We start from the raw sequence: 13,053 nt of genomic DNA, 5'->3' as shown, positions 1-13,053 counted from the left end.
GAAGGATGTAAGGAGAGAGTAAGTGTTATTTTTGACTCTGCAAAATTTCTCTAATTCTTTGCCGAAACAAACGCACAGCCGAACGCTGTCCGATAGTTCTGCTTTGTTCGATGAAACCCGGAATTTCGGCAACAGGTAAAAACGGAAAAGCTAAACTGCGATCGCACTTTTCATATTTCCCCTCCACAAGTTGATAAACTTGCAGAGATTGTCGCCGATATCTCCAAAGTTCTGGAACCCCAATAGCAGCATATATGGCATCTTTATTAACAGAAGAATTCGTGTAATCCGACTCTATTGCTAAATCAGGTGGCGGGTCATTTGGTAAATTGATATTTCGGCCTCTAACTAAATATTCATTTTGAATATAGAAACAGGAATCTGGTTCCACAGCGCGAGTTAAATCTTCTCGTTCGATAGTCAGAGAACCGAGACTTCTAAGTTCAATTTCCAGCTCATCTACAATAGCTTCCACAAAGCTTTCTATCAGTCGTTTGGGTTCTTCGTGTTCTTCCAGTGGCATCCTGATTTCTAATACTCCTCTATCGTAAGCAATTCTCCAAGCTCTATCGTCCCCAACATCTGCCAGCAATGCTTTAAAAGTTGACCAACTGACACCTTTTAAAACTACTCGGTTTTCTGGGGTAACTTGCTGTTCGACGGGAGTTGATGTTGTTGTTACCATTTAACAATTCCTTGGTAGCTTCATCAATTTTTTTATCGTTCCCAGGCTCTGCCTTGCGGGAATAGGGAGGCAGAGCCTCCGGATCTGCGTTCCCAGGCAGAGCCTAGGAACGAGGGATTTTCCGTCAGTTAACTGTACAAACTGGCAACATATTCTCCGTAGCCGTTATAGGGCAAAGTCGGGCGAGTTTCCCACGACCAACTGTTACCAGGCCCTACTATTCTTTCGCTAGCTTGTGACCATCTTGGGTGTGGTTTATCGGGATTGACATTTGCTTCAAAACCGTATTCATTCGGACCTATTGTATTCCAAAAAGTCGCTGGCTGTTTCTCCACAAATTCAATTTTAACAATGGATTTTGCACCCTTAAAACCGTATTTCCAAGGAATTACTTGCCGCAGTGGCGCGCCATTTTGTTTTGGTAGTTTTCTGCCGTACAAACCTGTGGCAAAAAAGGCTAAATCGTTCGCCATTTCTTCGATTCGCATACCTTCGGTATAAGGCCAAGGATAAAATTGCGACATCAAACCGGGACCGGGAGTAATTTTGGGGTCGTAAAAAGATGTGAAGCGAACAAATTTTGCCTTGGATGTGGGTTCGACATCAGCCATCAGCAATTTCATCGGAAATCCTACCCAGGGAACTACCATCGCCCACGCTTCTACGCAGCGAAATCGATAGACTCTTTCTTCGAGGGGGAATTTTTTGGAGAGTTGGTCAATGTCATAAATTCGAGGATTTTTTACTAAACCTGTAACTTCTACTTTCCAGTTTTCGGTGGGTAAGGCTTGGGCTGCTTCCCAAATAGATTTTGTGCCGCCGTATTCATAAAAGTTATTGTATTTTGTCGCTAGGGCTTCGTCTGTAATTGCCCGATCGACTTTAGCGAAAGCTCCATTGCGGGTTAAGCCGGAATATGCTTGAGTTGCTGTTTGTTCCAAAGCTGTATTCGATCCAGAATTGCTCTTGCAGCCCGCAAGTGGCAGGAGTGAAGCACTGACACCGACTCCAATTAAATTGGTCATAAACCGGCGACGGTTGAGAAAGACGCTTTCTGGAGTAATTTCTCGATCGAGAATTTCCCAGGATTTTGGAATACGAATCAACGGCATAAGTAATAGTTAAAATTTAGTAGTTACTGGTTCGAGAATATTCAACAAGTTATCCAGCAGTCTTCAGCGAACACAGCGCCAAGAAGCGACTATTTCGCGGCCAAATCACAAATAAATTATAACGTAATGTTACTAAAACCCAACAATTTCACAACCAGGGCGCGATCGACATATTAAACAGCCCTCACAGGAAACTCAAGGGATTTGAGGTGGGAGATTGACGATTTGAGCCTAGGGATGAATCTGGCGACTCTAGCCCAGCAGCTTGCGGTCAGTAATAATATTTTACGCGCGATCGACCTTGGCAAGAGTGGCTAAAATCTGGGAAACAATTATCATAGAACAAATATTGCAATCATTTAATTTGCCCACAGGAAGCGGCACCCACCGCCCCGCTTTCCTCCCCCACTAACCAGAGTCTGATGGGGGTCTCCAGCGGAAAGACAAATGAGTTACTGCATCAATTCCCATTGTCCTCACCCCCAAAATCTCGATCGCGCTACAGTATGCCAAAGTTGCGGCTCGAATTTGCTACTAAAAGGGCGCTACCGAGTCTTTCACACCCTAGGTGAAAGTCTCACAACCCGCACCTTTTTAGCAGTAGATGAAGACCAACCTTCCCAACCCCGTTGCGTAATTCAACAATTTTTCGGGGCCGAAACAGTCGCTGACGGTCAAAAACTACCAAATCCCACATTTCGCGCCCCAGACTGGGCCATAGATGAGTTGGGAAAACATCCCCAAATACCACAACTACTGGCATCTTTTGAACTCGACTCCCGCCAGTATTTGGTACAAGAATACATCGAAGGTCGCAATTTGGCCACCCAACTCTTGGAAAAAGGTGTTTTTAAAGAAATTCACATTTGGTATATCCTGAGCGAATTGTTGCCCGTACTGCAATTTGTTCACGACCATCAACTGATTCACCGAGATATCAAACCATCCAATATTATTATTCACCGGAAATCCCCTCAAGCAGTGACAGCTTTGGGAGAAAAGGAAAGTCTCGGAGGTCTAGCTTTAGTCGATTTCGGCTCAGCAATTCCCGCTAACAGCGGCCCGCTCAAAACAGCCACAGCCATCGGTGCTGCTGAATACGCAGCCCCAGAACAAATTCAAGGTCAAGCTATTCCCAGCAGCGATATCTATAGTTTAGGCATCACCTGCATTCATTTGCTAACGGGAATGTCACCCTTTGATTTGTTTGATATCAAAGCAGATACCTGGGCCTGGCGACATTATTTGAAAGTGCCGGTTTCGGCAAGACTAGGCCGCATTCTCGATCGCATGGTACAGCGCGAAACCTCGAAACGCTATCCCACAGCCTCGGCAATTCTCCAAGACATCAAACATGGCCCGGCATCGATGGATCTGATTCTGGGCCAGCCACAGTGGACTTTAGCCGCTTGGGCTGGGGCGGTTGTCGGCTTGCTATCCCTGGTTCTGGGTTCTCGTTTCCAGTCTCCCCAGCCCCAGGCTTTCACTTATCAAGAACCTGCTACTATTCCTGAAATTCGGTTCAATCCCCCGCCCATGTCCGATTTCCAGCCTCAGACATCACCAGAACCTGTGGCGGTGCGAACTCTGACTACTCTTGACCAAAACCCCGTTTGGGCAGTGGCTGTCACCCCCAACGGCCGCGCCATAGTCAGTGGTAATAACGACGGGACAATTCGCCTCCTGCACAAGCGTCACGGCAAAGTGCTCAAGGTTTTAGCCGGACATTCCGGCCCGGTGTGGTCCGTGGCTGTTAGTCCTGATGGCCGGACGATCGCCAGCGGCGGTGCTGATAATACAATTAAATTGTGGAATCTCTACACCGGCAAGTTGATTCGGAGTTGGGAAGGACACAAAGATGGCGTGTTCTCCGTGGCTTTCAGTCCCGATGGTACGGTAATTGCCAGTGTCGGTAAGGACAAAACTTTGAAATTGTGGCAAGTAGACGACGCTGTTGAGTTAGAAGCTTTTAAAGGGCTTTCGGATCGGGTACAGTCGGTGGCTTTCAGTCCCGATCGCCAAACTCTAGCTACTGGCAACAGCGATGGTACTATCAAGCTTTGGAACTCCCAGACTGGTGAATTGAAACAGACTATAATTGGCCATTCTGACGCCGTTTGGTCTCTTGTTATCAGCCCCGACGGTCAAACTCTCGCCAGTGGTAGTTGGGACAAGACTGTGAAGTTGTGGGACATTAGTCCTAATCATGAGTCTCCTTTACCTGGGGATTCTCAGTTACCGAATTTTACAGACAATTCCGATCGCCTTGAGTCTCATGATTTTAGTTGGAAAATCAAAGTAAGTCATGATTCTCTACAGCCCAAGGGTTCTTTATTGCGGACTTTGATTGGCCATGCCGATCGAATTCAGTCTCTAGCTTTTAGTCCCAATGGTGACAAGTTGGCCAGCAGCGACTTGAGTGGCACTATCAAGCTGTGGCAGACGAATACTGGCGAAATGACTGGTACGCTTAAAGGTCATGCTACTTGGGTAGAATTGGCTTTTAATCCTCAAGATCAAACTCTCGTCAGTGGTAGTTTTGATGACACGATTAAGGTGTGGCGGCTTTCTCCTTGATTGTGCGATCGCTCGGAGTTAGAATCCCTTCAGTAAAACGCTGTTTTTTGAGAGTCCCGACTTCTGCTGCGAAGTCGGGACTCTGGTTATAATTATTCATTAACGTTGGATCGGAATTATTTTACCGCAGAGAACACAGAGGACACAGAGTCCGAGAATAGAGATCTGAATAATTCCGATGAAGATAGGATTTGATATTAAACGCAAAAAACCAATAATAGAAAAACATGAATTTTAGGGGCGGGTTTTACCAACCATAATAGCCTAAAACTAATAATCTCCTAAACCCGCCCGCTCCTATGTAATGTTTATTTGTACCCACTTACTTAGTATGGATTCCATAGAAAAGACTCAAGATCAACAGCATCCCCAATATCGACGCGATCGCGCTACAGTCGATACTTTATTAACCTCTGAAGCAACCGACTACAATTTATCAGAATTAGCCAGACTCAAAATTCGTTACCGCGGCTTTCCTGGTGCTAGAGATATCCAAAAAGACTTAGAAAAAGTCCTGCAAAAATGGAATCTTACACCAGAAACTCTTTACGAACAAACCCGAAAAATTCACGCCCAAGGTGAAGTTTATAGGAAACAAAAAAGCGACCAAGAAGATTGGGTTTAATCTCAAATTTCCTTGAGACTTTTAACCAACTGCATTAATGTTTGCAGCCAGCAATCCGTAACAAAAAATCCATAAAATTAACTGGTTCCCAGACAGAGCCTGGGAACCAATATCACTCTTGCTCTGCCTCCCTTGGGGGAGCAAAAGAGGAGGCTCTGCCTCCGGATCTGCGTTCCCAGGCTCTGTCTGGGAACGAGCAAAAAGTGTCAACAGTCAACCATTAACTATTTTCAAACCATCTCTGTCGAAACTTGCATGGCTGGCTGTGGCTGGAACTGGAACAGCGAATAAACCACGTTGCGGCGAATATCCGTCATCATATCCAAAAACAGCTCGTAACCTTCTGTTTTGTACTCGATTAACGGGTCTTTTTGCCCGTAACCGCGCAGCCCGACAGACTCGCGCAAAGCATCCATTTGTTGCAAATGTTCTCGCCACAAAGTGTCAATTTGTTGCAAAATAAAGAACCGTTCCGCATCTCGCATCAAATCAGCTCGGATTGCATTCACTTCCGATTCTTTCATATCGTAAGCATTGCGAACTTGTTCGTGGAGGAAAGTCTTAATTTCTTCTACTGACAAATCTTCTAGTTGATCCGGTGTCATGTCAGCTAGCAAATAAACAAATTCCTTCACCTTGCTGACCAGTTTTTCTAGTTCCCACTCTTCCGAAGGTAAATCGGGATTGATGTATGCTCCCACAATGTCGTCCATTGTCTGTTCTGCATACTTAATCACCTGTTCCTTGGAGTCCAAACCTTCTAATACCCGACGGCGTTCAGCATAGATGGCTCGACGTTGATTGTTCATCACTTCGTCGTACTCAAATACCTGTTTGCGGATGTCATAATAGTAGGTTTCAACTTTTTTCTGGGCGCCTTCTAAGGAACGAGTTAGCATTCCCGATTCGATCGGCATATCTTCCTCTACCCCAAAAGCTTTCATCAAACCAGCCACCCGTTCCCCACCGAAAATCCGCAGCAAATTATCTTCCAAACTCAAGAAAAACCGCGTAGAACCAGGGTCTCCCTGGCGTCCCGCGCGGCCGCGCAACTGATTGTCAATCCGCCGGGATTCGTGGCGTTCTGTACCGATGACGTGGAGGCCTCCGAAGTTGACCACTTCATCATGTTCGGTGCTGGTAAAAGCATCGTATTCGCTGCGAATTAATTTGTAAACTTCCCGCAGTTTTTGAATTACTGGGTCGTTGGTGGGCGCTTTTTCCGAAGCTACAGCGATTTTATCATCTGCTTCCAATTCCGAGAGCGATCGCTCCCCGTATTCCTTGACAGCCAAATCCACCGCCACCTTCAACATTTGTTCGGCATTTTTCGAGATTTCTGTCGGGAAAATCTGCGCTGAAGCCTTCCAAGACTTCATCTTTTTCTTAGTGGGAGCAAAACCTTGAGCAGCGGGCCGGCCACTAATACCCGGCACTTGTACGGGTACAAATCCTTCCTCATCATCGGGCCTCACAATCCGGGGCATCAAATACTCCCGCAATTTCAACCGCCCCATATACTCGGAATTCCCCCCCAAAATAATATCAGTACCGCGGCCAGCCATGTTAGTGGCGATCGTCACCGCACCCTTGCGTCCGGCTTGAGCAATGATTTCCGACTCTCGTTCCACATTTTCTGGTTTGGCATTCAGCAAGTTGTGAGGAATCCTCAGTTCCGTCAGCAACCTCGACAGCAATTCCGACTTTTCGATACTCGTAGTACCCACTAGCACCGGGCGGCCTTGGCCGTGCATTTCCGCGCATTCTTGGGCTATAGCATTCCACTTACCATTTTCCGTTTTGTAAACCATATCCGACAGGTCTTTACGGCTAGGAATCCGGTTTGTCGGAATCAGCGTCACTTCCAGATTATAAATCTTGCCAAACTCCGCCTCTTCCGTCTTCGCCGTCCCAGTCATCCCCGACAGCTTCGGATAAAGCAAAAAGAAATTTTGATAGGTAATCGTCGCCAACGTCTGAGTTTCCGGCTGAATTTCCGCCCGTTCCTTCGCTTCGATCGCCTGATGCAAACCATCACTCCAGCGCCGTCCCGGCATCACCCGCCCGGTAAACTCATCAACAATCACCACCTCATTCTCACGGACGATGTAGTTGACATCCTTGATAAACAATTCCTTCGCCTTAATCGCATTAAAAATATAATGCGCCCAAGGATCTGCCGGATCGTACAAATCCGTAACTCCCAACAACCGCTCAGCTTCCCCAAATCCTTCATCCGTCAATAGCACATTCCGAGCCTTTTCGTCAACTTCGTAATGTTCTTCATTTTCCTTTCTCAGGGCGGCCGCTACCTCCGAGGCCCGGATGTACTTCTCGCTGGGGCGCTCCACTTGGCCGGAAATAATCAGAGGTGTCCGGGCTTCATCGATTAGCACCGAGTCCACTTCGTCAATCACGCAGAAATTAAAAGGACGCTGCACTACCTCTTCCATGACAGTAGCCATGTTATCCCGCAAATAGTCAAAGCCCACCTCGCTGTTCGTCGCGTAGGTGATATCACAGTTATAGTTTTTCTTTCGTTCCCCCTGATCCATGCCCTGCTGAATCAGTCCCACAGTCAATCCCAGGAACCGGTGCACCTGCCCCATCCATTCCGCGTCCCGCCTCGCGAGATAATCGTTGACGGTGATGATGTGTACCCCTTTGCCGTTGAGGGCGTTGAGGTACGCCGGCAGTGTCGCTACCAGAGTTTTTCCTTCGCCGGTTTTCATTTCGGCAATTTGACCTTTGTGCAGGATGATGCCGCCCAGGAGTTGCACATCAAAGTGGCGCATTCCTAAAACTCGCTGTCCCGCTTCCCGCACCACCGCAAAAGCTTCTGGCAAGATTTCGTCTAGAATCTCTTTTTCGTCGTTGAGAGACTTAGCTTTCGCCAGACGTTGTTTAAACTCAGCGGTTTTGCCTCTGAGTTCCTCGTCTGTTAGGGCGCGGATTTCTTCTTCTAAGATTGTGATATCAGCTACCCAAGGCTGAAATTTTCTAAGCTTGCGTGCGTTGGGATCGCCGAGCAGATTTTTAAACATGGCAACAGAGGCAGATTTTTAATAATTTAGCTAGTAGCTTTCAGCTTTAGGGACTGGAGTATTACCCACAGTATTTACCTTTTCCGATTGTAGCAACCATTGGCTCTGCTCTGTGGCCGTCACGGGCGATCGGTTTGTTGTTCCATCCTGCCATCACTGCGTTGCAGAGTCTTTCATCTCCCTTGAACAAAATCAATGCAATTACCGATAAACTGCGTCTGTTGCCCCCTGCTTCTGCCCCCTGCTTCTGGGACGGCTTGTGTTTTTTTGAGATGTCGGGGAAAATTTTGTAGTCCCTTTACCGAAAAAACTAGCTTACATCCCCGGTGGGGATGTAACCGATTCGCGGATGGGGCCGCCTATAATCTTAGCAGTAACCTAAAATCTAGGTTTTTATCTGTAGATGTCAGGAGTAAAGAACAGTCAACAATCAAGCAGTTGTAATTACCAAATAGCAAAACATCCTTATATAACAACGTCAAGAACCTATTTAACATGAGCGATCGCATTTCTGCACCCAACGTTTACTTATACGCTTTCCAACTTTATCATGACAGCCAGGGCAGCGATAATCCTCTGTGGCAAAAATGCGAGCAGATTTTGGCCAAATTTACCTATAGTTATGAAAAACTTACACCCCATCTGGTTTTCCCCACCCATTCTCACCGCTACTGTGCCGATTTACTGTCCGATACTTCCCTCCCTTTTAATACCCGCAATCCCTTGATCGAAGGTTTTGCCCAACCTCGACAAATTCAAGATAGCTATGCTGTCTGTTTAAATATCGGTTGCCGGGAAGATGGCACTGCTAATAATTTAGATGTCAGTTTTATTGAAAAGTTTAACCCCAATCAAGCTTTACTCATCACCGGGGATGACAATTTTTTAGGTCAAACTCTGATTGTTACTGCATGGCTTACCGAACCAAACTTACCCGATAATTTAGATTCCCTCAAACCCCTGGCTGATAAATGTCGCGATTCTTTATTTTCCGGCGATTCTCCCCCTAGTTTTTACCGATCGGGTAAACTGTTTGGTAGTCCGATTTTTGAATACGGTTCACTTACCGATCTTCCCCATCCCCAACACCTCTTTGTCTGGCTCCTGGGCGACAAACAAACTGATGCAGATTTTAACACTTGCCAACAGGAAATATTTAACCTATTATTTCACAGACACAAAATTATTAAGGCTTTTCAAGACAGCCGCCCGATTTACCAGGAACTTGATGCCGAATACCGCACCATTGAGAAAAATATGGAGGTTTTGCAGCAGCAATTTGCCCAGGATACTGTATTAAGTTCTTCCCAATTGCAAGAATTGCAGGAACAGTTAAAGCAACTATTCTGCAAATCTGTAACTTATACTCGCTTGCTGCGGAAACTTGCAGATTTTGATAATACAATTGCTATAAATCTTTACAATTATAGTGAGATTTTGCAGAAAATATGTGTTATGATTGAAAGCGATAAGGAAGAACTATCGATATTAAATAATTTTAGTATAAAAAATGCGCCTCAGATGCGATCGCAAATAGCAGGGGACTTAGGATATTTCCGACACGGAACCAGTTTAATCGAACAGGCGATCGCATCTATTAGAGGGATAGTAGAAATAGAACAAGCCAGGAACGATCGCGCCCAGGAAATCGAACTCCGCAACAGGGAAAAAGCAGAGAAAAATCGAGACGATCGCATAGAAAGCAAAGTTCAGGCGATCGGAGTCGGTATAGCAGCAGGTGGCATCTGTGCCTCTAGCGGCACAGACAAACTGTTCGAGACTCTAGAACAAAATCACGTTCCCGCACCCTTAATCCTGTGGCATCCCTTTGTATTTTCATTTTTGCTCAGTGGCACGATCGCCCTTTTGGCAGCAGGCATCACAGCGTGGCGGACGAAACCCAAAAAGTAGCAAAAAGGGCGATCGAGCAGATCCAACTCAGAAATTTCTCAGACAGCGAACATCGATCTTAAAGACTAGCCAGCGGTAATACCAACCGAGCTACAACCAAATTACGATCTAAAATTTCCATAGACAGATTTCCCCCCATCAACCGCACCGCCCGCTGACAACTCAATAAAACTTGAAACATCGGCTGATTAAAATTAGCATCACCTAAAATATTCGGCGCAGACATACCATTGAAGATAGCAATTAATTGTGGATCGAACCCACCGCGATCGCTCACAGACAACTCCAGCAAATCGGCCGCGACAATCTGATAGCGAACCTCAATTTTCCCCCCAACGGACGATCGCCGACAAGCAGCCGCCAGCAATTCCCACAGCACCAAATCCAGCTTGATGCTGTCCCCCCGAACGCCCAAAGTCTTACCCGGTGGTAGCGAAACCGACGTCTCCCGGTTGACTTCCAACAAAATTTCTAACTGCTTGATCGCAGGAGCAGCCCGATCGAGCGATCGCTTCAACCAAGCAGCCACAGGCACTACATCCACTGCAAATTGCGGCCGCCACTGTTCCTGTTTCAAAACCAAATGAATCGACCCCAAAGCATTACCAATCTGACGCAAAACCTGCTGGTAGCGCAAACTTTTGAGAGCATCCTTTTGTTCTTTCCCAGACTGCAAAATCGACTGACTCAACTCCCCCAACTCCTTCACCCCCGTTCCCACAATCCGGTAAAACTCCTCAAAACGCCGCTGCTTATACCAATTGAGCAACTCCAGATCCGATCGCTGCAACGAACACACAGACTGCACCGCCAAATACCGACGCCACCAAGCCAAATGAGAAGCCATCTGGTCCAGTAAATTCACTGATAACTCCGACCACCGACGCCCCCCAGCATCCGCCACCAATAATATACCCATCGGCTCGTGTTCCGGCGCAGTCCGCAGCGCCACCGCCATCATCTCCCCAATACCCGGACTCCGTAGCCACCGCTTAGTCGCCAGCGGCAATTCACTCATACTGTGTTGCACCACCCCCCCAGCAGCCACAACTTGTTGAATCAAAAAATCCGTTTTAACGGGAATCGCTGCTTCGGGATTGAGGGCAAATACCGGATTCGCCGCCACCGTCACAATCAAAGCTTCCTCTTGGTGAGAATTCCAAGTAATTACCGCCACTAAAGGACACGAAACAGTCTGGGCAACGTATTGAGCAAAGTTGTACTCTAGTTTTTGTCGCGGCAAGTCTGGCAAAATCGGCGGTGATGAAGTCGATATCTGTTCGGGAGAGTATTCCTGGGGAGTTTCTAAAGCAGCTAAGCCTAATTTGAGTCCTCGGTAGAATTTTTGATACTTATCCAGTTCCGAACTCTGCTGCCACTGATGCAGTATCAGCCCTAGCTGTTGACTGACTACTTGAACTAATTCTCGCTCCGATCGACTCCAATTACGAGTAGCACTGTGCCCGACAACCAGCAAACCCTCTATCGAATGAGAATTGGAGATGGGAGATTGGAGCTGCGGGTGTTCTGCTTCGGCCCTGGAACTTCTAGCCTGCGACTTTTTCCCCCGCGTACTCAGAGCCAACAGCGAGCGTACACCCGCTTCTGTCAGCACTTCCCGCCAAGCCCCCAATCGCCCGTCTTCCTCCCAATTTTCAATTGCCACTGTATCCACACTGTTCTCCAGCAGCCGTAAATCCACCAAGTCAAGAGCCTTAAGCGGTGATGGCACTGCTCTACGGTGACGGGGCAGATTTTGGCACACAATTTCATACCGATCCAATTCGGCCTGGTACAGCAGCAGCAGAAAGTATTCGCAGTTGAGCCGCCCACAAAGTTGAGCAGCCGTATTTTTGAGAGTCGTTTCCCAGTCGGCATCACTGTAGATGGCGCGAGCTATCCCCGCCGTTAAATCTCGATCGATCTCCGTTTGCTGAATCCGCCCTTCCATCTCCGACAACGGCACCGTCAGAGCCACCAACTGCCCCACTCCCCGCAGATAATTTTTTTCATGTTCTTGCCAAATCCGCGGTTCGCTCGCTTCCACAGCCAGAAATCCCAGCAACTCCCCCTCTAACACAATTGGTGCCGCCAGGAGCGATCGCGCCCGAATTTGCTGCATCAACCGCCCGGTAAGTTCGCTTTTGAGAGAACTATGGGATTCTCCGATCCACACGATTTGTTCCTTTGCCAAAGCCTGATAAAACCCTCCCAAATCTTGGACAGTGATACCAGAAGCCGGTCGGTTGAGCCCGCCCAAACCCGGAGCCACTTGGCGATTGCTGACTCTCCGCCAAAAATAGCGCCGCTCTCGCTCGAACCAATAAACATTAGTCCTTGTCGGCTCGATAAATTCATGGCTTTGTTCGACCACTGTTTGCAAATATTGGTCTAGCGATCGCAATTCCCGCAACTGCGAAATCAGTCCGATCAGTGACTCATCCGGCCGCTTGGTCAAAGTGCGCTGCCAGTCTTTTTCTATTTGATAAAGAGCTGTTGCTAACGCTCCAAATACAATCGTCAGTTGCGTTTTTTCCGCCGACGAAAGCGAGCTTCCCCACTCATCAGTCCCCAGCAAAATTACCCCATAACATCGGTCTTTATAACGCAGCGGAAACAAAATTGCCCCTTGAATATTGAAATTTTGAGCCCAGGAACGCCATTCTCCCGCTCTATTTTCCTCCCGCAAATCCGGCACTACCACAGGCCGAAGCTGAATTACAACTTGTTCTAGCAAATCTCCCGGATTCAAAATAAATCGCTGTTTCAGAAAAGACAAGTCACCGTTAGGCGTCATTCCACCTTTGCCGAACAGTCTATGCCCAGCGCGATCGTACAATCCGATCCAAATTAATCGCCAGTCGAATTCTGCTTGCAAGTATGAGAGAGTTGTCCCAAGCAGCACCTCCACATTCTCATCTTCTCGCAGAGTTTGGAGCACTCGCTCTAAATGCACAATTTGTTGGTCTAAATCCTTCGGTCTTTGCTGGTGGTTCATTTCCAAGCGCCCCCAAAACTTTGTCAAAATCAAAATTAAGAATTAAAATAAAATTGGCAAGACCATCCACTATAATCTAAATTGTCAAAATTATTTTTTCT

The 13,053-nt window shown here is 47.1% G+C and carries 8 protein-coding genes; 3 read left to right on the top strand and 5 right to left on the bottom strand.

Translation table 11 applies throughout. From position 1 onward, the window contains the following. Window positions 1-25: 25 nt before the first annotated feature. A complete protein-coding gene (locus tag AAFP14_RS04805) occupies window positions 26-685 on the bottom strand; it encodes a Uma2 family endonuclease (RefSeq protein ID WP_341731172.1) in 660 nt (219 codons plus the stop codon). Between the two features lie 128 nt (window positions 686-813). Next, entirely contained in the window at window positions 814-1,797 is a 984-nt protein-coding gene (gene msrP, locus AAFP14_RS04800; protein WP_341731171.1) for a protein-methionine-sulfoxide reductase catalytic subunit MsrP, read from the bottom strand. Between the two features lie 447 nt (window positions 1,798-2,244). On the opposite strand from msrP, the gene AAFP14_RS04795 reads away from it, so the two are divergent. Then, window positions 2,245-4,374: a serine/threonine-protein kinase gene (locus tag AAFP14_RS04795; protein ID WP_341731170.1), complete on the top strand. Its 2,130-nt coding sequence runs from the start codon at window positions 2,245-2,247 to the stop codon at window positions 4,372-4,374. Here the strand turns inward: AAFP14_RS04795 and AAFP14_RS04790 are convergent. After that, on the bottom strand, window positions 4,349-4,474 hold the full coding sequence (locus tag AAFP14_RS04790; protein WP_341731169.1) for a hypothetical protein: 126 nt from the start codon (window positions 4,472-4,474) through the stop codon (window positions 4,349-4,351). The genes AAFP14_RS04795 and AAFP14_RS04790 overlap by 26 nt on opposite strands. Window positions 4,475-4,705: 231 nt before the next feature. Here AAFP14_RS04790 and AAFP14_RS04785 point away from each other — a divergent pair, with 231 nt between their 5' ends. Further along, window positions 4,706-4,999: a DUF3288 family protein gene (locus AAFP14_RS04785; RefSeq protein ID WP_340517405.1), complete on the top strand. Its 294-nt coding sequence runs from the start codon at window positions 4,706-4,708 to the stop codon at window positions 4,997-4,999. A 230-nt stretch (window positions 5,000-5,229) separates the two neighbouring features. On the opposite strand, the gene secA is transcribed toward AAFP14_RS04785, so the two are convergent. Beyond that, complete coding sequence (gene secA / locus AAFP14_RS04780; protein WP_341731168.1) at window positions 5,230-8,043, bottom strand: preprotein translocase subunit SecA; 2,814 nt, start codon at window positions 8,041-8,043, stop codon at window positions 5,230-5,232. A gap of 495 nt (window positions 8,044-8,538) precedes the next feature. Between secA and AAFP14_RS04775 the strand changes: the two genes are divergently transcribed. After that, the gene (locus AAFP14_RS04775; RefSeq protein ID WP_341731167.1) at window positions 8,539-9,954 is read left to right on the top strand and encodes a hypothetical protein; all 1,416 of its coding nucleotides are present in this window, start codon (window positions 8,539-8,541) and stop codon (window positions 9,952-9,954) included. Window positions 9,955-10,012: 58 nt separating this feature from the next. On the opposite strand, the gene AAFP14_RS04770 is transcribed toward AAFP14_RS04775, so the two are convergent. Then, a complete protein-coding gene (locus AAFP14_RS04770) occupies window positions 10,013-12,952 on the bottom strand; it encodes a sensor histidine kinase (RefSeq protein WP_341731166.1) in 2,940 nt (979 codons plus the stop codon). Window positions 12,953-13,053: the final 101 nt, after the last annotated feature.

Origin of the sequence: Microcoleus sp. EPA2, from assembly GCA_020882975.1 — a bacterium.
Lineage (GTDB): Bacteria > Cyanobacteriota > Cyanobacteriia > Cyanobacteriales > Microcoleaceae > Microcoleus.
The sequence above is the reverse complement of the archived record's forward strand: the minus strand, read 5'-3'. Positions and strand labels throughout refer to the sequence as shown.